This is a genomic window from Pseudoxanthomonas sacheonensis (genome assembly GCF_010093305.1).
Taxonomy (GTDB): domain Bacteria; phylum Pseudomonadota; class Gammaproteobacteria; order Xanthomonadales; family Xanthomonadaceae; genus Pseudoxanthomonas_A; species Pseudoxanthomonas_A sacheonensis.
Window position 1 is genome coordinate 1 of sequence record NZ_PDWS01000015.1, and the last position, 20,539, is coordinate 20,539.

Annotated in this window: 18 protein-coding genes; 6 read left to right on the top strand and 12 right to left on the bottom strand. The window is 65.7% G+C overall.

The genetic code is table 11. The features are described from left to right. Positions 1-264 precede the first annotated feature (264 nt). The 4 genes from CSC73_RS12840 to CSC73_RS12855 all read right to left on the bottom strand — a co-directional run bounded on the left by CSC73_RS12840 (position 265) and on the right by CSC73_RS12855 (position 3,975). Positions 265-1,317, bottom strand: a complete 1,053-nt coding sequence (locus CSC73_RS12840; protein WP_163840846.1) for a class I SAM-dependent methyltransferase — start codon at positions 1,315-1,317, stop codon at positions 265-267. A gap of 176 nt (positions 1,318-1,493) precedes the next feature. Next, positions 1,494-2,036, bottom strand: a complete 543-nt coding sequence (locus CSC73_RS12845; protein WP_093279667.1) for a GNAT family N-acetyltransferase — start codon at positions 2,034-2,036, stop codon at positions 1,494-1,496. A gap of 72 nt (positions 2,037-2,108) precedes the next feature. Continuing rightward, positions 2,109-3,062: a DUF808 domain-containing protein gene (locus CSC73_RS12850; RefSeq protein WP_163840848.1), complete on the bottom strand. Its 954-nt coding sequence runs from the start codon at positions 3,060-3,062 to the stop codon at positions 2,109-2,111. Positions 3,063-3,117: 55 nt separating this feature from the next. Further along, entirely contained in the window at positions 3,118-3,975 is an 858-nt protein-coding gene (locus CSC73_RS12855; RefSeq protein ID WP_163841003.1) for a 23S rRNA (adenine(2030)-N(6))-methyltransferase RlmJ, read from the bottom strand. Positions 3,976-4,006: 31 nt separating this feature from the next. Between CSC73_RS12855 and creB the strand changes: the two genes are divergently transcribed. The 6 genes from creB (at position 4,007) to CSC73_RS12885 (ending at position 9,883) form a co-directional block, all read left to right on the top strand. Further along, positions 4,007-4,699 carry a two-component system response regulator CreB gene (gene creB / locus CSC73_RS12860; protein WP_170299067.1) on the top strand — a complete coding sequence of 231 codons (693 nt, stop codon included), beginning with the start codon at positions 4,007-4,009 and terminating at the stop codon, positions 4,697-4,699. After that, the gene (gene creC / locus CSC73_RS12865; RefSeq protein WP_163840851.1) at positions 4,699-6,129 is read left to right on the top strand and encodes a two-component system sensor histidine kinase CreC; all 1,431 of its coding nucleotides are present in this window, start codon (positions 4,699-4,701) and stop codon (positions 6,127-6,129) included. The genes creB and creC overlap by 1 nt, the downstream gene beginning before the upstream one ends. 270 nt (positions 6,130-6,399) lie before the next feature. Further along, complete coding sequence (gene creD, locus CSC73_RS12870) at positions 6,400-7,809, top strand: cell envelope integrity protein CreD (protein ID WP_163840853.1); 1,410 nt, start codon at positions 6,400-6,402, stop codon at positions 7,807-7,809. Positions 7,810-7,816: 7 nt separating this feature from the next. Further along, positions 7,817-8,266: a hypothetical protein gene (locus tag CSC73_RS12875; RefSeq protein WP_163840855.1), complete on the top strand. Its 450-nt coding sequence runs from the start codon at positions 7,817-7,819 to the stop codon at positions 8,264-8,266. A 130-nt stretch (positions 8,267-8,396) separates the two neighbouring features. Continuing rightward, on the top strand, positions 8,397-9,002 hold the full coding sequence (locus tag CSC73_RS12880; RefSeq protein ID WP_163840857.1) for a GNAT family N-acetyltransferase: 606 nt from the start codon (positions 8,397-8,399) through the stop codon (positions 9,000-9,002). Continuing rightward, positions 8,999-9,883 (top strand): carbon-nitrogen hydrolase family protein, encoded by an 885-nt coding sequence (locus tag CSC73_RS12885; RefSeq protein WP_163840859.1) that lies wholly within the window; start codon positions 8,999-9,001, stop codon positions 9,881-9,883. The genes CSC73_RS12880 and CSC73_RS12885 overlap by 4 nt, the downstream gene beginning before the upstream one ends. 78 nt (positions 9,884-9,961) lie before the next feature. On the opposite strand, the gene CSC73_RS12890 is transcribed toward CSC73_RS12885, so the two are convergent. From CSC73_RS12890 to CSC73_RS12925, 8 genes are all read right to left on the bottom strand, one after another. Next, positions 9,962-10,492 (bottom strand): phosphatase PAP2 family protein, encoded by a 531-nt coding sequence (locus CSC73_RS12890; RefSeq protein WP_163841007.1) that lies wholly within the window; start codon positions 10,490-10,492, stop codon positions 9,962-9,964. A gap of 4 nt (positions 10,493-10,496) precedes the next feature. Beyond that, on the bottom strand, positions 10,497-11,639 hold the full coding sequence (locus tag CSC73_RS12895; protein ID WP_163841005.1) for a glycosyltransferase family 4 protein: 1,143 nt from the start codon (positions 11,637-11,639) through the stop codon (positions 10,497-10,499). A gap of 122 nt (positions 11,640-11,761) precedes the next feature. Next, positions 11,762-12,736 carry an aldo/keto reductase gene (locus CSC73_RS12900; protein ID WP_163840861.1) on the bottom strand — a complete coding sequence of 325 codons (975 nt, stop codon included), beginning with the start codon at positions 12,734-12,736 and terminating at the stop codon, positions 11,762-11,764. Positions 12,737-12,739: 3 nt separating this feature from the next. Beyond that, positions 12,740-14,269 carry an exopolyphosphatase gene (gene ppx, locus CSC73_RS12905; RefSeq protein WP_163840862.1) on the bottom strand — a complete coding sequence of 510 codons (1,530 nt, stop codon included), beginning with the start codon at positions 14,267-14,269 and terminating at the stop codon, positions 12,740-12,742. Between the two features lie 115 nt (positions 14,270-14,384). Beyond that, positions 14,385-16,481: a polyphosphate kinase 1 gene (gene ppk1, locus CSC73_RS12910; RefSeq protein ID WP_163840870.1), complete on the bottom strand. Its 2,097-nt coding sequence runs from the start codon at positions 16,479-16,481 to the stop codon at positions 14,385-14,387. Further along, on the bottom strand, positions 16,478-17,815 hold the full coding sequence (gene phoR, locus CSC73_RS12915) for a phosphate regulon sensor histidine kinase PhoR (RefSeq protein ID WP_163840872.1): 1,338 nt from the start codon (positions 17,813-17,815) through the stop codon (positions 16,478-16,480). Before phoR ends, ppk1 begins: the two co-directional genes overlap by 4 nt. Positions 17,816-17,999: 184 nt before the next feature. Beyond that, positions 18,000-18,689: a phosphate regulon transcriptional regulator PhoB gene (gene phoB / locus CSC73_RS12920; protein WP_163840874.1), complete on the bottom strand. Its 690-nt coding sequence runs from the start codon at positions 18,687-18,689 to the stop codon at positions 18,000-18,002. A 165-nt stretch (positions 18,690-18,854) separates the two neighbouring features. Next, complete coding sequence (locus CSC73_RS12925; protein WP_163840876.1) at positions 18,855-20,495, bottom strand: M48 family metalloprotease; 1,641 nt, start codon at positions 20,493-20,495, stop codon at positions 18,855-18,857. Positions 20,496-20,539 lie beyond the last annotated feature (44 nt).

Here is a 20,539-nt window from a genome sequence, read left to right on the forward strand (position 1 = left end):
GGAGGGGGGAACGCAGGGCGCGCGGGGAGTTGGGGTCGGTAGGCATCGGCACACAAAACAGCAGCAGCGCCGGACGCGGTCGCGTCCAGCGCAAGGAAGGACGCGCAGTTTAGCGTGCCCGGCGTCAGGGCCTGTTGACAGGCATCGGCAGCGGGACGATCCGTGCCAATGTCCTTGTGGATCCGAGCTTGCTCGGATGCTTTTGTCGTTTGCATTGAAGCAAGAGCATCCGAGCAAGCCCGGATCTACAAAGTGCAGGGCGTGTTATGGCCTTGCTTCGAGCACCAGGTTGAAAGGAGTCTCGGTGGCGCGCCGGAAGCGGCGGAAGCCGCCCTTGTCGACCATGATGGCGCGCAATCTGGCTTCTCCGGCCTGCGCGCCCAATGCTGGCCCGTGGCGCGCCAGCGATACCGGTACGCAGATCTGCGAAGAAGCGCCGTAGTAGACCCGTCCGACCGGATTGAGGTTCTCCTCGACCTTGTCGCCGGCGAAAGGCTCCACCAGCAGGCAATGGCCGTCGGCTTTCAGCGCCTGGCGTGCGTGCCGCGCGGCGCCGACGGGATCGCCCATGTCGTGCAGGCAATCGAAGAAGGCGATCAGATCGAAGTTGCGGTCGACGTAGCCGACGGCGTCCGCGACTTCGAAGCGTGCGTTGGCCACGCCGGCCGCTGCCGCGCGCTCGTTGGCTATGCGGATCGATTCGGGGTGGTAGTCGTAGCCGATGAATTGCGAATTCGGGTAAGCCTGCGCCATCAACACGGTGCTGGCGCCGTGGCCGCAGCCCACATCGGCGACCTTGGCGTTGCCGGCGAGCTTGTCCACCAGTCCGTCCAGCGTGGGCAGCCATTCGTCCAGCAGGTGAGCGTGGTAGCCGGCCCTGAAGAAGCGTTCGGTGCCATGGAACAGGCAGGGGTGGTGCTCGCCCCATTCCATACCGGCGCCGCTGCGGAAATTCTCCAGGGTGCGGTCCAGGGTATGGAAGGTGTCTTCGACGATGTTGTAGGCGCCGGGCAGGTCGACCGGGCCGTCCGGATCGGCCAGGCACAGGGCCTGCTCGTCGCTCAGCGCGTATCGGCCGCTATCGGCGTCGTAGCTCACGTAGCCGCCGGCGGCCTGGTTGCCCAGCCATTCGCGGATGTAGCGCTCATGGGTGCCTGTGCGTGCGGCGAGTTCGGCGGGAGTGGCGGGTTCTTCGGCCAGTGCCCGGTACAGGCCCAGCCGGTCGCCTACCAGCATCAGGCTGGCGCTGATCGCCGCGCCCAGGTCGCCGACCGCTTTGCCCAGAAAATCGTTGAGTTTTGCTTGGTCTATGTTCATGCGCGGCTCTTCCCGATAGTGGCGCGGCGGTGCCTGCCGCAGGCCCCCCATCAGGCGCAACGCATTTGCGGGAAACAGTCGGACAGGCTGGCGACCGGAAATCGCCCGCGTTCGGCACTGGGGGTGGCGCGACGACGGAATCGTTCCTGCTTCCGTCTTGCCGAGCGCCGATCCGGTTACTCGTTGAGATCCAGCACCACCCGCACCAGGCCGGGGGTGTCGTCCTCGCGCATGCGCTTGAAACCCAGCGACTGGGCCAACTGCAGCATGGGATGGTTGTGGTCCAGCACGTCGCCGTACAGGCGGTCCAGCTTCTTGGTCTTGGCCCATTTCACCAGCTTGCGCATGAGCTGGCGGCCCAGGCCCTGGCCGGCGATGAAATGGCTGACCAGGATGGCGAACTCCGCCTCGCGGGTACGCGGGGTGATGGAGGCGCGTGCGACCGCGCCTACCAGCGCCTCGCCAGGAGGCAGGTTTTCGGCGGCGACCAGCGCGAACTCGTTGCGCGGATCGGGATGGCACAGGCGGTGCGCCATTTCCGGGGTCAGTTCCTTCAGCGCATACAGGAAGCGCTGGCGCACTTCCTCGGGACCCAGCAGCACGAACGCGCCCTGGATGGGCTCGGCGTCCTCGGGACGGATGGGGCGGATGAGCAGTTCGCGCCCATTGGGCATGCGGAAGTGCTCGTGCCAGGGCGGGAGACGTTTATGGCCATTCATGACAGGCATATGTTCCCAGATTTGCAGTGAACGGTTGCTCTAGCGGACCGCACGGCCGGCGCCCGCCGGAGTTCACGTGGCCTGCTTCTTGCCGCGCAGGCGCGAAAACAGCGTCACCACCGCCACTACCACGCTACCGGCCACGATGCCGACGGCGGCATCGAACAGCATGGAAACCAGCGTGCCCAGCGGGCCCTGGGCATAGGGCTCGATGAAATGATGCAGCGGGGGCAGGCCGTGCACCAGGATGCTGCCGCCGACCAGGAACATGGCCGCGGTGCCGGCGACGGACAGGAACTTCATCAGGTAGGGCGCGCTGCGCAGGATGCCGGTGCCGAAGGCGCGCTTGAAGCGGGCCCAGCCGCCGTCGCCCGCATCCCGGTTCAGCGCCAGGCCGGCATCGTCTAGCTTCACGATGCCCGCCACCAGCCCGTACACGCCAATGGTCATGACCAGTGCGATGGCCACCAGGGTGAGCAGTTGTTCGGTCAGGGTCCGCCCGGCCAGGGTGCCCAGCGAGATCACGATGATCTCCGCCGACAGGATGAAGTCGGTACGGATGGCGCCGCCGATCTTGTCCTTCTCGAACGCGACCATGTCCACGGTCTCGTCCTTCACCGCCTGCACCAGCTCCTTATGGTGTTTGTCCTCTTCTTCCTTGCCGTGCAGGAACTTGTGCGCCAGCTTCTCCACGCCCTCGAAGCACAGGAAAGCGCCGCCCAGCATCATCAGCGGCGTCACCAGCGGGATGTTGTAGCCCTTGCCGTGCAGCCAGCCTTCCAGCGCACTGATCGCCAGCGCGGCCGGCACCAGGATGGCCTTGTTGACCAGCGAACCCTTGGCCACCGCCCACACCACCGGCAGCTCGCGATCGGCGTTGACGCCGGTGACTTGCTGCGCGTTCAGCGCCAGATCGTCGCCCAGTACGCCCGCAGTCTTCTTGGCAGCGACTTTGGTCATCAGCGACACGTCGTCCAGCAAGGTGGCGATGTCGTCGATCAGGGCGAACAGGCTGGATCCGGCCATGGGGGCGTCAGTGCTGCGAACGAAGGAGCCGCGATTCTCGCACAGGACCCATGCATCAGCCCTCGGCGCGCAGCCATTCCAGGCGGGTGGCCGCACCGGCTTCGCCCAGCGCCTTCTTCAGCAGCGGCAGCGCAGGGGCGATGTGCTTGTCGAACTGCCAGGGTGGGTTCAGCACCAGCAGGCCGCTGCCGTTCAAGCGCAACGGCGAATCGTCGGCGCGGATCTGCAATTCGGCCAATAGCACCGATTTGGCCGGCAACGCGGCGGCCTTGCGGAAGAACGGCTGCAATGTGCGGCGCTGCTTGATGGGATACCAGATCGCGTAGGTCGCCTGCGGCCAGCGCTCGAGCGCTTCGCGCACGGTGGAGATGATCTGCGGGTATTCGTCGTCCTGCACTTCGTACGGCGGGTCTATCAGCACCAGCCCGCGCGCGAACTTGGTTGCGCCTTGTTTGGGTGGCAACATCGCCTTGATCGCCGCATAACCGTCGCGCGCATGCACGGCCACGCGCGGGTCGTGGGCGAACAATTCCTTGAGCGCCGCCGCTTCCTCCGGCTGCAGCTCGCAGGCGGCCAGCCGGTCCTGTTCGCGCAGGGCTTGCGCGACCAGCAGCGGCGAACCGGGGTAGGCGATCAGCGCGCCGACCGGATTGTTGGCTTCCACCGCGCGCAGGTAGCGTTCCACCACTTCGGGCATCTTCGCTTCGCCCATCAGCCTGAGGATGCCGGCGTCGGCTTCGCCGGTCTTGCGGCTTTCCGGAGCGGCCAGCAGGTAGCGCCCGCGTCCGGCGTGGGTATCGAGCACGAAGAACGGCGCGTCCTTGCGTTTAAGCGCGTCCAGCAAGGCCAGCAGCACGATGTGCTTTAGCACGTCGGCATGGTTGCCGGCATGGAAGGCGTGGCGATAGTTCATGGGCGACAGGATAGCCGGTATCCTGCGGCCCATGCCCTTGATCCTGATCGCCGAAGACGAACCCGCCATCGCAGATGCCGTCCTGTACGCGCTGCGCAGCGAGGGCCTGGATGCCGAACACTGCCTGCTGGGCCGCGAAATCGCACCGCGCGTGCGCCAGGGTGGGGTCGATGTGGTGGTGCTGGACGTGGGGCTGCCGGACCGCAGCGGTTTCGATGTCTGTCGCGAGTTGCGCAGCTCTAAGGAAGCATGGGTCAGCGAAGTGCCGGTGATCTTCCTGACCGCGCGCAACGACGAGATCGACCGCGTGCTGGGATTGGAACTGGGGGCCGACGACTACATGGCCAAGCCGTTCTCTCCGCGCGAACTGGTGGCGCGGGTGCGCGCGCGCCTGCGCAGAAGCCAGGCCGGACCGGCGGATGCGAAGGAGCCGGCGCAAGGCGACTTCGAGCTGGACCGCGAAGGCCACCGCATCCGTTTCCGCGGCACCACGCTGGAACTGACCCGTTACGAATACATGCTGCTGGCGGCCTTGCTGCACCGCCCCGGCGCCATCCTCAGCCGCGCGCAACTGATGGACCGCGGCTGGGACAGCGATGCCGACAGCGCGGACCGCACCGTGGACACCCATATCAAGACCCTGCGCGCGAAGCTGCGCGCGGCCGGCGCCGAGAACGATCCGATCCGCACCCATCGCGGCCTCGGCTACGCGCTGGAGATCTGATGCGTCTGGGCCTGCGCTTGTTCCTCGGGTTCTTCCTGATCGTCGGGCTGGCGGCGTTCTTCGTGATGCGCGTGTTCGTCAACGAGGTGAAGCCGGGCGTGCGCCAGGCCATGGAGTCCACGCTGGTCGACGCGGCCAACGTGCTGGCGGTGATGGCGGCCGACGATCTGAAGTCCGGCCATATCGCCGACGGCCAGTTCGTGCGCGACCTGGCGCTGGCCCAGCGCCGCGAATTGAACGCCACGGTCTGGCAGTTCCCCAAGCGCAGCATCGACTACCGCATCAGCATCACCGATGCGCGCGGCATCGTGGTCTACGATTCGACGGGGCGCGACGTGGGCCGCGACAACTCCAGATGGAACGACGTCTATCGCACCTTGCGCGGCGAATACGGCGCGCGTTCCAGTCCGGCGACTCCGGGCGACGAAGAGCACACCGTCATGCATGTGGCCGCGCCCATCCGCGACGGCGACGAACTCATCGGCGTGCTGACGCTTTCGCAGCCCAACGAAACCTTCGAGCCCTTCATCGCCGCCAGCCAGCGCAACATCATGCGGCGCGGCGGCTGGCTGATCGGCCTTTCCGCGCTGATCGGCCTGCTGATGACCTGGTGGCTGATGCGCGGCATCAACCGCCTCAACCGCTATGCGCAGGCGGTCAGCGCCGGCGAACGCGTGCCGCCTCTGCCATCGCGGCGCGATGAAATAGGCGACCTGGGGCGCGCGGTCGAAACCATGCGCAGGAAACTGGAAGGCAAGGCCTACGTCGAGCAATACGTGCAGTCGCTGACCCACGAGATGAAGAGCCCGCTGGCGGCGATCCGCGGCGCGGCCGAGCTGTTGCAGGAATCCTTGCCGGAGGAAGACCGCAAGCGTTTCGCGCACAACATCCGGACCCAGGAGCAGCGCCTTACCGAAACCATCGACAAGCTGCTGGCGCTGGCGGAAGTGGAACAGCACGGCTGGCTGCAGAAGCTGGAGCCGGTGAATGTCGCTTCGTTGCTGACCGAGTCGGGCGAGGACGTGTCGGCGAAACTGGCGGCATCCGGGCTTGTCCTGTCGGTGGACGTCCACGATCAGCAGGCGACGGTGCAGGGGGATCCCTATCTGCTGCGGCAGGCGGTCTCCAATCTGCTGGACAACGCGATCGCGTTCTCGCCTTCGGGCGGCACTATCTCCCTGTCCAGCAGCACGGTCGACCGGTACATCGAGATCAGGGTCGCCGATCAAGGTCCTGGCGTCCCGGACTATGCACGGGACCGCGTTTTTGAGCGCTTCTATTCGCTGGCGCGTCCGTCGACTGGCCTGCGCAGCTCGGGTCTGGGGCTGCCGTTCGTTCGTGAAGTGGCCCGATTGCACGGAGGCGAGGCGGAACTCGCCTCGCTGGAAGCCGGCGGCGCGCTGGCTACGCTGCGGTTGCCCAAGGTCTGACCCAATAGGGCATCGTCCCACTTGGATGTCATCCAAGTAAGACGTCATCCCAGCGAAAGCTGGGATCCATCTTGATCTTGCTCTAGATATTCCAGTGCAAAAGCCAAAGTCAAAATGGATCCCAGCTTTCGCTGGGATGACGACGGTCTTGGGAAGACGACTGGGGAAACCTCGAACTATTCCCGACTTCACACAGACTTCAAATTCGCCTCAAACCTTCCACACAAGCCCACTTCAGGCTATGCCCGTGTTCAATCCGGGGCAAAATCCATGAAGTCGTTCAAACTGTTGTTGCGTTTCCTCACCGTCGGCGGCCTGGTGCTGTTGCTGCTGATCCCGCTGCTGATGATTCGCGGGACCATCAGCGACCGAGAACAATACCAACAGCAAGCCACCGAACGCGTTTCCCAAAGCATGGCCGGGCCGCAGCAGTTCATCGGACCGCTGCGGGTGGTGCCGTACAAGGAAACCCGCGTCGCCGACACCCTCAACGCGGCCGGCAAGCCCGAGCGTAAGACCGAGGTCGTGGAAGGCTACCTCTACCAGACGCCGAAAACGTTGCTCGTACAAGGCAGCCTCAAACCCGATACCCGTCGCATCGGCATCTACGACGTGCGCGTGTTCGAGTGGCAGGCTGGCGTGCAGGCCGGTTTCGAACCACTCGAGCTGCCTGCGGTGGAAGGCCGGGTCTATGGCGAGCCCACGCTGGTGATAGGCCTGGCGGACGTGCGCGGCGTGGTCGGTTCGCCGGACTTCAAGGTGGACGGTCGCCCGGTGGCGATGGAGTCGGGTACCGCCAGTCTCGCCGGACGCATGAGCGGCATGCACGCGGGCCTGCCGCAGGCGGCCGGTATCGCGCTGCCGGCCAGCCAGGTGATCGCCAATTTCCGGCTCAATGGCACCCAGGCGCTAGGCATCAGTCCGATCGCCGACAGCAACCGGATCACCATCGGCTCGACCTGGCCGCACCCGCTATTCGGTGGCAGTTTCCTGCCCAATCGCAAACAGATCCGTGCCGATGGATTTTCCGGCGACTGGGAAATCTCGTCGCTGGCCAGCTCGGCGCAATCGCAGCTGGGCGAGCAACTGAGCGAAGGGGAAGGCTCGTTGACCCGCCGCAGTCTGCGCAGCTACCGCGGGGACAGCAAAGAGCTCTCGCCGGCCGCGGCGCCTTCGCCGTCCGGCGTCGACACAGAGATCGACAGCGTGGACATCAGCCTGGTCGATCCCACCGATGTCTATACCCAGGTCGACCGCGCCAGCAAATACGGCATCCTGTTCGTAGTGCTCACCTTCGTGGCCTTCGGCCTGTTCGAGCTGATCAAGCGCCTGCCTATCCATCCTCTGCAGTATCTGCTGGTAGGCCTTGCGCTGGCGATCTTCTTCCTGCTGCTGCTCAGTCTGTCCGAGCACATCGAGTTCGTGAAGGCTTATCTGATATCGGCGGTCGCTTGCATCGGGCTGCAGTTCGTCTACCTGTCGGGAGTGCTGAAAAGCTGGCTGCGCGCCGGTGGGTTCGCGGTGATGCTCACCACGCTCTATGGCGTTCTCTACAGCCTGCTGATCTCCGAAGACAACGCCTTGCTGATGGGTTCGCTGCTGCTGTTCGGCATCCTGGCCGCGATCATGTGGATCACGCGCAAGGTGGACTGGTACGAACTCGGCTCCTCGCTGCGCTGAGGTCGACATGGCCAATGCGCGGACATTGCACCGTCGCGCCGTCCGGGTGCTGCCGGAGGTCATCAAGACCTCCGGCGTACTCCTGGAAACGGCGGAGCAGAACGAGCTTGCCGCGATGCTGTTCCCTTTGCGGCGCAGATCGAGCGGTGCGGTGTTGTTCCGGATTTCCGCGGAAATGGCCGAAGCGATGGGAAACGAACCACTGGTCTACCTCAAGGAAGCGACGCGGGCCAGGGAAGGCCTTGGCCGCTGGGACGCTCCTTTCGTTTACAGGCAGTGGCGGAGGGCATGGATACCGGCAGGCTGGGTATCGACGATATCGCTCGAGCATGCCGAAGAGTCGCCGCGTTCCATCAGCGGGTCGGTGCAGGCGTGCTTCACGACCAAGACCGATGGCAAGGCGTTGTTGGTGGTGATTCCGGACAAACGCATGGTGGCTTATGTCTGGCGCGACTGATTGGCCGGGGATGGAACTGTAGGAGCGACGCAAGTCGCGAAGCTCATAGCTACGAAACTTCGCGACTTGCGTCGCTCCTACCGGCCAAACCCCGCTCGCCCCGGCCGGTGGCGTGCGGTAGAGTCTCAGGATGGACTCTCCGCACACCATCGGCCTTTTTCGCGGGCCAGAAATCCTGCCCTGGCTTGAGGACGCGGCACGCCTGCGCATAAGCGTGTTCCGCGAATGGCCGTACCTCTACGACGGCAATTTCGAATACGAGCGGGACTATCTGGCGGCCTACGCGCAGTCGAAGGAAAGCCTGCTCGTTCTGGCCCTGGACGGCGACGAAGTAGTCGGTGCGTCTACGGGGATGCCGCTGGCCGACAGCGAGCCTGCGTTCCGCCAACCGTTCGTGGAGCAGGGCATGCCGGTCGGATCGGTTTTCTATTTCGGCGAATCCGTGCTGCTTTCCGCTTATCGCGGGCGCGGCATCGGCCATGCTTTCTTCGACAGCCGCGAGGCGCATGCGCGCGCGCTGGGACGGTTCCGATGGACGGCGTTCTGCTCCGTGGATCGGGACGCCGCGGATACACGGCGCCCCGATGGCTATCGGCCCAACGATGCGTTCTGGAGCAATCGCGGCTATCAGAGTCGGCCAGGCATGGCCATGCGCCTGCCATGGCAGGAAGCGGGCCGCGGCGAAGTGGACCATTCGCTTACCTTCTGGCTGCGCGAACTGGAGCAGGCCGCATGAAAGTCGCTGTCGCCAGATATCCGGTCGGCGCGCCACGCGACTTCACGGAATTCGCCGGCAAGCAGGCGCAGTTGCTGGCCGGGGCGGCGCAGGCCGGCGCCGAAGTGGCGGTGTTGCCCGAATACCTGTCGCTGGAACTGGCCGCCAGCTTCGACGCTGCGATCAGCGGCGACCTGATCGCATCGCTGTCGGCGATCCAGCAATACCGTCAGCAGTGGCTAGAGCTGTACTCGCGATTGGCGCGCGAGCATGGCCTGCATCTGGTCGCCGGCAGTTTCCTGCTGGCGCACGGCGAGGGTCGCTACCGCAATCGCAGCGACTGGTTCACGCCCAACGGCGCGCACGGCTGGCAGGACAAACTGCAATTGACCGGATTCGAGAAATCCATGGGTGTGATCGAAGCCGGGGACGCCTTGAAGGTCTTTGAGGCTAAAGGCCTGCGTGCGGGCATTTCGGTCTGCTACGACGCCGAGTTCCCGCTGCCGGTGCGCGCGCAGTACGAAGGCGGCGCGCGTCTGCTGCTGGTGCCCAGTTGCACGGACACCGAGGCCGGCGCCAGCCGCGTGCGCATCGGTTGCCTGGCGCGGGCGCTGGAGAACCGGATGTTCGTGGCCCAATCGGTGACCGCGGGCGCGGCTTCATGGAGTCCTGCGCTGGACACCAATACCGGAGAGGCCGCGATCTACGCGCCGATGGATGTCGGCCTGCCTGCAAACGGCATCGTGGCGCAGACCCGGGCCGATCGGGTCTGGGCGATGGCGGAATTGGATTTCGCAGCGTTGGAAGCCAGTCGCACTCACGCGCAAGTCGCCAACGACAGCGACTGGACCGGCCAATTGGCGCCCGGCATCGCGCGCGCAACGCTGTCCAAGGCGGTGTAGGAGCTGCGTAAGCTGCGACTGCATAAGGCCGAACCTGCGTATGAACGCCGAAAATATCGGTCGCAGCTTACGCAGCTCCTACAGGAGAACCAGGTCGCCCATGGCCCGCGTCGTCCATAGCGAAACCGCAGCCAGCAGGGAACCTATTCCGAACGCCGCCAACACATCGCTGGGGTAATGCAGGCCCAGCACAACGCGTGAAATCGCCACGCATATTGTGAAAGGAAGCAACAGGAACGCCAGTGCCGGATAGTGAGAAATCGCCACGATGCTGAAAGCCACCGCATGCAGCGTATGCCCGGACGGAAAACTGAATTCGTCCAGCGGCGCCACCCAGGCGCGGATGCGCACATCCGAAGCGAAAGGCCGTGGGCGCCGGGTCCATTGCTTCAGCAGTTTGTAAAGGACAAGTGCGATGACGCCGGTCACGGCCAGGTGAGCCGAAGCGGCCAGTCCCGCCATTCCGTCGAAGGCGATCAGCGCGGCCATCAACACATACCAGAACACGCCGTCTCCCAACCGGCTGATCGAGGCGAAGAAGCGACGTACGCCCGTTCCCTCGCCCAGGCGGTTGGCGCGCAGGCACCAGCCCGCGTCGTGCAAGCGCATGGGTTTACGCAACGGCAGCGGACGCATGTCGCCTCCTTTCCATCGCAAGGCCGGCGAGCAGGGCGTCGAAGTCGGCGGCCACCTGCTCCGGATGCAGGCGCTGCATCGCGTCCCGCGCGCGCTCGCCCATGGCTTGGCGCAGGGCGTCGTCGGTGGCCAGTCTGGTCGCGGCGGAGATGAAGTCCGCATCGTTGCCCACGGCCATTCCATCGATGCCGTGGCGCAGGTGCTCGCGTGCAGCGCCGTAGTCGAACGCCACTACCGCAACACCGCTGGCCATCGCTTCGAGCGTGGTGTTGCCGAAGGTCTCGCTGTGGCTGGGGAACAGGAACAGGTCGGCGCTGGCGAAGTGGCGCGCTACCTCGACGCCGCGCTGAATGCCGCAGAAGATGAAGTCGGGGTGTTCCTGCGCCAGTTTTTGCCGCGCGGGTCCATCGCCTACCCATACGAAACGGGCGTCGGGCCGGCTGCGCTGCAGTTCGCGGAACGCGCGCACCGCCAACTCCAGATTCTTCTCCGGCGCGATCCTTCCCAGGTAGATCACGGCCAGTCCGGAATCGTCCACGCCCCACGACTGGCGCAGCGAGTCGTCGCGCCTGTCCGGGGAGAACTGATCGGCGTCCACCGCGCGCGCCAGCCGGACCGCGCGCTTGAAGTTCTGCGACTGCAGAAACTCCGCCAGTTCGCGGGTAGGCACCAGGGTGGCGTCGCCTCCGTTGTGGAAGCGGCGCATCCAGCGCAGGGCGGTGCTTTCCAGGAACGGCATGCCGTAGTCGCGCATGTACTGGTCGAAGCGGGTGTGGAAGCCGGTCGCCGCGGGAATGCCGAGTTTCCGTGCCGCTCGCAATGCCGACCAGCCCAGGGGGCCTTCCGTGGCCGCATAGATCGCATCCGGCGGATTGGCGGTCCAGAGCCCGAGCAGGCTCTTGGTAGCGGGAAAACCGAACTTCAACCCGGGGTAGCGCGGCAAACCGGCGCCGCGCACCAGCAAGGTGTCCGAATCGGCGCGGAGCTCGTCCTGTTGCCGCGGACGGACCAGCAGCACTTCATGGCCACGGGCACGCAAACCCTGCTCCAGACCCTGGACGGTGAGAGCGACACCGTTGATCTCGGGCGGATACGTTTCGGTGACGATGGCGTAGCGCATGCGTGACTCCACGTTTTGCGCATGCTGGGCGTCGGCCATGAAGCCGTTGTTTCAAGAAGATGACGTCACGATGACATGGCCTTGCCGCAGCAGGACGATATGTCCCGTCCGCTGCTTCCGGGCTACGGCACGGATTGTCCGCGCATGGCGGTCAACAGGGCGTACCACTCCTCGCGCGTAAGTCGCAGTTCGTCCGCGGCGCAGACGGCCGTCAATCGTGCGGGGTCGGTGGTACCGACGATGGGCTGGATGCCGGCAGGGTGGCGCAGCAGCCAGGCTGTCAGGATCGCCTCTGCGGAAACATTCTTTTCCCGAGCCATCTTCTGGACCAGGACGGCCGCCGAACGCATAGGCTCGTCCATGCCGGCGAGGGGGGGCGAAAACTTGCCGCTCGCCAGCGGCGCCCAGGCCTGCACCAGAATGCCGTGCTCGCGGCAGTAATCCAGAGTGCCGGCGGCATCCGCATGAATGCAGTCGAGCCGGTTGAAAAGAACGCCTTCGGAAACCGGATAGTGGTGGAGCAGGCTCAACTCGATCTGGTTGGCCACCAGCGGTTGGTCCACGTACTTTTGCAGCAGCGATATCTGCGACGCACTGTGATTGCTGACGCCGAAATGACGCACCTTTCCGCTGCGTTGCAATTGGTCGAACGCACTGGCCACTTCCTCAGGTTCGGCCAGCGGGTCGGGCCGGTGCAACAGCAGCAGATCCAGATGCCCGGTGCCTAGGCGGCTGAGCGAGCCCTCGACCGAGCGCAACAGATGCTCGCGGCTGAAATCGTAGCGCCCCGGAGTGTTTGCATCCGGATCGCCGCCGAAGCGGATGCCGCACTTGGACTGCAGCACGATGCGGTCGCGCAGGCCCGGAGTCCGCCGCAACGCTTCGCCGAACAGCTGCTCCGATTTCCCCCGCGCGTAGATGTCGGCGTGGTCGAACAGAGTGATGCCCAGATCGACCGCAGTGGCGATCGTCCTGAGCGCGGCCGATATCTCGCCGGCCGTGATCGCCGTATCGTCCCAGGCGCGGCTCAGATGCATGCAGCCGTAGGCGATGCGGGAAACCTCGAGATCCGAATGCGGGATGCGGTAGGTGTGCATGCCTCAGTCGACGAAAGGACGGAACGCCACGCCCAGGCCGGCCATGTCTTCCGGTTCGCTGACCAGATCGGCGCGCAGCAAGGGGCGTGCTTCGATCCATTTCTTCGAAATGACCAGCCGCAAAGACTCCCCGCTGCCGGCGAGTTCCAGTTTGGGAATGGGTTCGGAATCGTGCGACCGGTGCAGCAGCACCGACAGACGCAGCAAGGCGGCCTTGCGCTTGGCGCTGAGCAGCAGGCGGTCGGGCAGCGCGTCGAAGGCCGTCTTGGGCACGCCGCGCCGGTGGGTGCGCACCAGCGCGGCGAGCACCTGCTGTTCCTGGCGCGAAAAACCGGAGATGTCCGAATTCTCGATCAGGTAGGCGCCATGCACGTGGTACTGGCTGTGGGCCACGGCCAGGCCGATCTCGTGCAGGCGCGCGGCCCAGCCGAGCTGCCTGGCGTCGTCGTCGTCCAGCGCCCAGTTATCGGCGACCTGCTCGAACAGGCGCATCGCAGTGCCTTCCACACGCGCGGCCTGCGTCTCGTCTATGCCGTAGCGTTGGGTCAGCGAGGAAACCGAGGCGTCGCGCGGATCGTTGTCGCTGCCGCGGCCCAGCATGTCGTAGAGAATGCCTTCTCGCATCGCGGCTTTGCTGACCATCAGGCGCTGCAGTCCCAGGGCCTCGAAAGCGGCCTCGAGCACCAGCACGCCGCCTGCGATGATGGGGCGGCGGTCGTTGGACAGGCCCGGCAGTTCTATGGCGTCGATATGGGTGGCCTGCAGCAGGCGATCGCGCACTTGCGGCAGGGCTTCGGCGGTGATCGCACCCTTGGTCAGCTTCATCGCCGCGCAGATTTCGCCGATGGCCTTGTGGGTGCCGGAGGAACCCAGCGCCTCCTGCCAGCCCAGCGCCCGGTACAACCCGGCGAACTGCTGGAATTCGGCGCCGATTTCGGTCAAGGCTTCCTTCCAGCGCTTCCTGGACAGTTTTCCGCCGGGGAAAAAACGGCGGGTGCTGGCGATGCAGCCGACCTGCAGGCTTTCGCGTTCGATCTGTTCGAAGCCGCGGCCGATGATGAATTCGGTGGAGCCGCCGCCGATGTCGATCACCAGCCGCAGCTGCCCGCTCTTGGGCGGCTGCGCATGGGCCACGCCCAGATAGATCAGGCGCGCTTCCTCGCGGCCGGAAACCACTTCGATGGCATGGCCCAGCGCGGTTTCCGCAGGCATCAGGAAACTCTGCGGCGAGGACAGCTGGCGCACCGTGTTGGTGGCGAGCGCGCGCACGCGCAGCGAGGGAATATCGCGGATGCGCTGGCCGAAACGCGCCAGGCACTCTAGGCCGCGCTGGCGCGCAGCGGAAGACAGGCCTCCCTTGCCGTCCAGTCCGTCGGCCATGCGCACGGTTTCGCGCAGACGGTCCACTACCCGCAGCTGGCCCAGCGTGTAGCGGGCCACGACCATGTGGAAACTGTTGGAACCGATGTCGACCGCGGCCAGCTGGTCGCCGTCTTGGAGAGGTGGGGAGACGGCGGAGGCGGGGAAGGGCATGGTGCAAGTTTAACGGTAACCGGGCCCGGAAGGTTTTGTAGAGCCGAGCTTGCTCGGCTGCTCTTGCTTGAGGATCAAAAAAAGCCGAGCAAGCTCGGCTCTGCATGAGGGGACGTCAGACCTTGGCCAGCAACGCAGCCTGCGCCGAATGCGGCGTCTCGCCTTCGGCGGGCGTCAACTTGCGGTATTCGCCGTCGGCATCCAGCTCCCAGGCGTTGGCGTTGTCGTCCAGGTAGTTCTGCAAGGCTTCCTTGAACACGCGCTCGGCCAGATCCTCGTCCAGGATAGGGAAGCAGGTTTCCACCCGGTGCAGCAGGTTGCGCTCCAGCCAGTCGGCACTGGCGCAATAGAGTTCCGGATCGCCGTCGTTGCCGAACCAGTAGATGCGGCTGTGCTCGAGGAAGCGGCCGACGATGGAGCGCACGCGGATGTTCTCCGATACTCCCGGCACTCCCGGCCGCAGCGCGCAGGCGCCGCGCACGATCAGGTCGATGCCGACCCCGGCCTGCGAGGCGGCGTACAGCGCGCGGATGATGCGCGGCTCGTTGATGGCGTTGATCTTGATGATGATGCGTCCGGTTTTGCCGGCGCGCGCGAGCTTGGCTTCGCGTTCGATCTTCTTGAGCAGGCCCGCATGCAGGGTGAAGGGCGATTGCAGCAGGCGCTTGAGCTTGGTGGAGGGCGCCAGCCCGGACAACTGCTGGAACAGCAGGTGCACGTCGTTGCCGATGTCCGGATCGGCGGTGATCAGGCCCAGGTCGGTGTACGCGCGCGCGGTGCCGCTGTGGTAGTTGCCGGTGCCCAGGTGCACGTAGCGGCGCAGTTTGCGGCCTTCGCGGCGCACGATCAGCAGCATCTTGCCGTGGGTCTTGAAGCCGACCACGCCGTAGACGACCTGCACGCCGGCCTCCTGCAGACGGTCGGCCACGCCCAGGTTGGCGTCTTCGTCGAAGCGCGCGCGCAGTTCCACCACCACGGTGACGTCCTTGCCGTTGCGCGCGGCCAGGACCAGCGCGTCGACGATGGCCGAATCCTTGCCGGTGCGGTACAGCGTCTGCTTGATCGCCAGCACCTGCGGATCGATGGCCGCCTGGCGTATCAGCTCAAGCACGGGGGTGAAGGCGTCGAAGGGGTGATGCATCAGCACATCGCCGTCGTCGACGGTCTCGAACATCGCATCCTGACCGCGCAGCGTGCGCGGATTGAAGCTGGGGTACTTCAGCTCCGGCCTGGCCACCAGGTCGTAGACCTGGGTGACGCGGTTGAGGTTGACCGGCCCATCGATCAGGTAGACCGCGTTCTCCGGCAGCTCGAAGTTCTGCAGCAACGTGCGCATGATCGGCTTGGGGCAGTCCTTGGCGATTTCCAGCCGCACCGCCGGGTTGTAGCCGCGGCCGACCAGTTCGTCGCGCAAGGCCAGCGCCAGGTTCTCGACTTCGGCTTCGTCCACCACCAGTTCGGAATTTCGGGTCACCCGGAACTGGTAGGCACCCTTGACTTCCATGCCCGGGAACATCTCGTCGGCGAAGGCCGACAGCACCGAGGACAACAGCACGAAGTCGTGCTCGCCGCCGGACACGCGCTGCGGCAGATGGATGATGCGGGGCAGCGAACGCGGCGCGCGCACGATGGCCAAGTGGCCGGCGCGTCCGAACGCATCCTTGCCCTTCAGCACCACCACGATGTTCAGGGATTTGTTGAGGATTTTCGGGAACGGATGCGACGGGTCCAGGCCCAGCGGCGACAGCACCGGCATGATTTCGTCGCGGAAATAGGCGCGCAGCCAGCGCGTCTGCCGCGCGTTCCATGAATCGCGCCCCAGCACGCGCACGCCGGCTTCGTTGAGCGAAGGGCGGATCACCTCGTTCCAGCATTTGTACTGCGCATCGACCAGTTGCGCGGCGCGGTCGTGGATCTTGTTGAGGATGCTCGCCGGGCTCATGCCGTCGGCGGCGGCGGGCACTCCGAAATCCATGGCGTGGCGCACGGTGGCGGCGCGGATCTCGAAGAATTCGTCCAGGTTGGTGCAGGAAATGCACAGGAAACGCAGCCGCTCCAGCAGCGGCACCTGCGGGTCCAGCGCCTGCGCCAGCACCCGGAAGTTGAAATCCAGCTGCGACAATTCCCGGTTCAGGTACAGCGACGGATCGCGCAGCGGATCGCCCTCGGTGGGAGCGTCGATGGCGGGCAGGCTGGGGTAGGCGGCAGTCATGCGATCTGGCTCTGGGAAGGGAGAGAGGCCGCGGCTGGATCGCGCGGGTGCACGCGTTCGGCGCCGAAATGGATGGAGAAAGTGCTGCCCTGGCCGACTTCGCTCGCTATCTCCAGCCTGGCCTGATGCAGGTTGAGCACATGCTTGACGATGGACAGGCCCAGGCCGGTGCCGCCGCTTTCGCGCGAGCGGCTGGTCGAAACGCGGTAGAAGCGCTCGGTGATGCGCGGCAGGTGCGATTGCGGAATGCCGTAGCCGGTATCGCGCACGCTCAGTACCGCGCCCTCGGCTTCGCGCGCGAAGCGCAAGGTGATGGTGCCGCCGACCGGGGTGTAGCGCACCGCGTTGCTGACCAGATTGGAGAAAGCGCTGTGCAGTTCCTTGTTGGATCCCCACAGATCGCACCCGGCCTCATCCACCACCACCAGCGTATGCCGGTGGTGGCTCAATGCTTCGGCTTCGCGCTTCAGGGTGGCCAGCATAGGCGCCATCGCCACGCTTTCGTCGGGCAGGCTGTCCTGCGCTTCCAGCCGCGACAGGGTCAGCAGGTCCTCCACCAGCTGGGTCATGCGTTGCGACTGCCGCTGCATCTCCGCCAGGATCGGCGTCCATTCCGGGAAATCGGTCGGGTCCAGCATGTCCAGATAGCCGTGGATGACGGTCAACGGCGTGCGCAGCTCGTGCGAAACGTTGGCCACGAAATCCTGGCGAACCTGTTCCAGCCGCAGCATCTTGCTGACATCCCGCGCGACCAGCAGCCAGTACTGGTCGGAATAAGGAATCAGGCGCAGGTTGAGGCGGAGCTCCGGGTCGACCGGCGATGCCGCGTCCAACATGGGTTCGGCGTTGCGGCCGGCCGCCAGCCAGTGCGATAGCGACATCGGTTGCAGGCGATCGCCGATGGGCGTGCCCATGTCGGTGTGCTGCAGGCCGAGCAGGGTGGTCGCCGCTTTGTTGAACCACTGCACGCGCTGGGTGTTGCGCTCCACCACCACCACCGCATCGGGCAATGCGGCCGCGGCGGCGCGATAGGCGCGCAGCATATCCAGCAGTCTGCGCTTGCGGGTGCGCATTTCCGACTGGCCGCGGTAGAGCAGGCGGTCCAGTTCGTTCCACACGCCCTGGCCTCGCACCGGTTCCATCCGTTGCCGCGCCGTCAGCCGCAACAGCACCTTGCGCAGCCGCCAGTAGTGCCAGGCCACCACGCCCAGCGCTGCGGACGTGACTACCGGCCAGACATGGCCCAGCAGCCAGCCCACCAGCGCGGCCGCCGCCAGCACTGCGACCAGTTGGCCGAGCGTCTTGAACCAGGCGGAGCGGATGTGTTGAGGCATTGAGGGGATTGTGTCAGAGGCTTGTGACAGACAGGCGGAAAATCGAGGAGCGGCGAGGCTTTCGACCTCCCCCTTTGGAAAAGGGGGATCGAGGGGGATTTGCTTTTGACTTTGCTACCGGTCAAACAAGATCAAGAGCAAATCCCCCGTAGCCCCCTTTTACAAAGGGGGCGAAGCGGCTGCATCAGATCGACGCCGAGAACCGGTACCCCGACCCGCGCACCGTCTGCACCATGTTTTCCACCCCGTGCGGCTCCAGGGTTTTGCGCAAGCGGCGGATATGCACGTCCACGGTGCGCTCCTCCACGTACACGCTGCCGCCCCACACGTGGTCCAGCAACTGGGTACGGCTGTAGACGCGTTCGGGGTGGGTCATGAAGAAGTGCAGCAGGCGGTATTCGGTCGGGCCGATCGGCACCGGCGAGTCGCCGGCGAACACGCGGTGGGCGGCGCCGTCGATGCGCAGGCTGCCCACGGCGATGCTGCCGTCCTCGTCGTCCTCGCGGGACCGGCGCATGACCGCGCGGATGCGGGCCAGCAGTTCGCGGGCGGAGAAAGGCTTGACCACGTAGTCGTCCACGCCGGCTTCCAGCCCGCCGACGCGGTCGTTTTCCTCGCCGCGCGCAGTCAGCATGATGATGGGCACATCGCGGGTCAGGGCGTCCTTGCGCCAGCGCCGGGCCAGTTCCAGGCCGCTGGTGCCGGGCAGCATCCAGTCCAGCAGGATCAGGTCGGGAACCCGGTCGGCGATGGCCGTCTGCGCTTCGCGCGCATCGCCGGCGTGCACGGGTTCGAAATCGCCCTTGCGCAGGGCGAAAGCCACCATGTCGCGGATCGCGGGTTCGTCGTCGACGATGAGGATGTGCTTTTGCATGTCGTGTCCTGCCTGCGGTTGCCGTGGCATTGTGTGCCATGGCATGCAAGTAGACGACGTTTTTATGACTATCAGGTGACAGCACGGTCAGCCGGGCCTGTGCCGGGGCTGCGTCATGTGACAAGACGGTGTCAGCGCAGGCGTATTTCCGGAATGTCGGCAGGCCTAGCGCCGGTCCACGTCCGGGTCGCGGATGCCTTGGCGTCTGAGTTCCAGCACTTGCGGGGTGATCGAGGCGATGCGGGCGTCGATGCGCGCACGCGCGTAGTAATCCAGGTCGTCGCGCTTTTTCAGGTTCTGGAGCTGGACCAGCGCCTGCTCGGGCCGGCCATTCAGGAAGGCCGCCTCGGCGTAGGCTTCGCCGGCGCGGGACAGGTCGCCGGCCAATTCGTTGGCGCGGGCCAGACTCTGCTGGAACACGGGGTCGTCGGCCGAACTGCTTTGCAACGGGCGCAGCACGGCCTGCGCGCGCAGGCCCGACTCGCGGGTGCCCTGCTCGTTCAAAACCTGGGCATAGCTCAGCGCGACGGCACGGTTATCCGGCGATTGCCGCAGCAAGGCGGAAAAACGCTGGTTGGCCGCCTCGGCCTTGCCGCTGCGCGACTCGGCCTGGCCCAGCGCCAGCGTCAGCCACAGATTGCCGGGGTGTTTTTCCAGCAAAGGCTGCAGCTCGCCGGCGGCGACGGCCGGGCTGTTGGCGCGCAGGCGCGCCAAGGCCAGGCCGTACTTCTGGGCATCGCTGAGGCCCTTGCCGCTGCTCTGGCGGATGCGCTCGTACTCGCCGATGGCCTGGGTCGGCGTGTCCGCGCTGAGCACCCGCAACCGTTCCCGGGCCCAGTCGAACTGCCCGCTGGCGCCCTTGGAGAGCGTCCCCATCGACATCAGCAGCGAACTGGGCAGCAGCGGGTTGGAAGTGCCGGGCGCAGCATAGGAGGGATTGCGCGGAATCCGCTCGGACTGGGTACCACCCGGAGTGGTGGTGGTGACCGGGATGGTGGTTTCCCGCAGGATCTGCTCGGCGCGTTCGCGGGCTTCGCTGATGCGGGTGGTGGTGACCGGATGGGTCTGCAGGTAATCGGGGGTGCGCTCGCGGTCGCCGCCGCGGTTGCCGCGCATGGCCTGCGACATGCGCTCGAAGAAACCGGCCATGGCGCCGACGTCGTAACCGGCGCGCGACAGGGTGCGGATGCCTACGCGGTCGGCCTCGGCTTCGTTGGAGCGGGTGTAGTCGATCTGCCGCTGCGCCATCAGCCCCATGGCGCTGGCGATGGCCGCCTGCGAAGCGTCGCTGCTGGAATTGCCGCCCGCCGACTGGGCCAGCACGATGGCTCCCAGCATGCCTAGCAGGATGGGGATCTGGTCGCGTTGGGCGCGTTCCACTCCGCGCAGGACATGCTGCTGGGTCACGTGGGCGACTTCGTGGGAAATCACGGCTGCCACTTCGTCCTCGCGCTCGGCGGTCAGGATCAGGCCGGCATTGACGCCGATATACCCGCCAAGGGTTGCGAAGGCGTTGATCTGCCGGTCCTTGAGCAGGAAGAAAGTGAAGGATTGGCGCGGTTGGTCGCTATCGGCGCCCAGTCGTCCCCCCATGTCCTGCAGCCATTCGTCGAGCAACGGGTCTTCCAGCAGGTATCCGTAATTGCGCAGCTCGCGCAGCATCATGCCGCCGTATTCGGCCTGGCGCGCCGGAGTCAGCAGTTCGCCGGCCGACGAACCGATATCCGGGAGCTTGCTGTCTTGCGCCCGGACCAGTGGGGCCGCAATTGCCAGCGTCAGAGCGAGGGCGAGCAGGGAAGGGCGCAAGCTTTACTCCAGAAGGAAACCATTGGAATCGTGACGCAGGATGA

Excerpts from the sequence above, each read along its gene's own strand:
- ppk1 (WP_163840870.1), bottom strand. The coding sequence starts at position 16,481 with ATGACTGCCGCCTACCCCAGCCTGCCCGCCATCGACGCTCCCACCGAG.
- creC (WP_163840851.1), top strand. The coding sequence starts at position 4,699 with ATGCGTCTGGGCCTGCGCTTGTTCCTCGGGTTCTTCCTGATCGTCGGG.
- phoB (WP_163840874.1), bottom strand. The coding sequence starts at position 18,689 with ATGCAAAAGCACATCCTCATCGTCGACGACGAACCCGCGATCCGCGAC.
- CSC73_RS12875 (WP_163840855.1), top strand. The coding sequence starts at position 7,817 with ATGGCCAATGCGCGGACATTGCACCGTCGCGCCGTCCGGGTGCTGCCG.
- CSC73_RS12880 (WP_163840857.1), top strand. The coding sequence starts at position 8,397 with ATGGACTCTCCGCACACCATCGGCCTTTTTCGCGGGCCAGAAATCCTG.
- CSC73_RS12900 (WP_163840861.1), bottom strand. The coding sequence starts at position 12,736 with ATGCACACCTACCGCATCCCGCATTCGGATCTCGAGGTTTCCCGCATC.
- creB (WP_170299067.1), top strand. The coding sequence starts at position 4,007 with ATGCCCTTGATCCTGATCGCCGAAGACGAACCCGCCATCGCAGATGCC.
- CSC73_RS12840 (WP_163840846.1), bottom strand. The coding sequence starts at position 1,317 with ATGAACATAGACCAAGCAAAACTCAACGATTTTCTGGGCAAAGCGGTC.
- CSC73_RS12895 (WP_163841005.1), bottom strand. The coding sequence starts at position 11,639 with ATGCGCTACGCCATCGTCACCGAAACGTATCCGCCCGAGATCAACGGT.
- CSC73_RS12845 (WP_093279667.1), bottom strand. The coding sequence starts at position 2,036 with ATGAATGGCCATAAACGTCTCCCGCCCTGGCACGAGCACTTCCGCATG.
- creD (WP_163840853.1), top strand. The coding sequence starts at position 6,400 with ATGAAGTCGTTCAAACTGTTGTTGCGTTTCCTCACCGTCGGCGGCCTG.
- CSC73_RS12890 (WP_163841007.1), bottom strand. The coding sequence starts at position 10,492 with ATGCGCTTGCACGACGCGGGCTGGTGCCTGCGCGCCAACCGCCTGGGC.
- phoR (WP_163840872.1), bottom strand. The coding sequence starts at position 17,815 with ATGCCTCAACACATCCGCTCCGCCTGGTTCAAGACGCTCGGCCAACTG.
- CSC73_RS12850 (WP_163840848.1), bottom strand. The coding sequence starts at position 3,062 with ATGGCCGGATCCAGCCTGTTCGCCCTGATCGACGACATCGCCACCTTG.
- ppx (WP_163840862.1), bottom strand. The coding sequence starts at position 14,269 with ATGCCCTTCCCCGCCTCCGCCGTCTCCCCACCTCTCCAAGACGGCGAC.
- CSC73_RS12855 (WP_163841003.1), bottom strand. The coding sequence starts at position 3,975 with ATGAACTATCGCCACGCCTTCCATGCCGGCAACCATGCCGACGTGCTA.
- CSC73_RS12885 (WP_163840859.1), top strand. The coding sequence starts at position 8,999 with ATGAAAGTCGCTGTCGCCAGATATCCGGTCGGCGCGCCACGCGACTTC.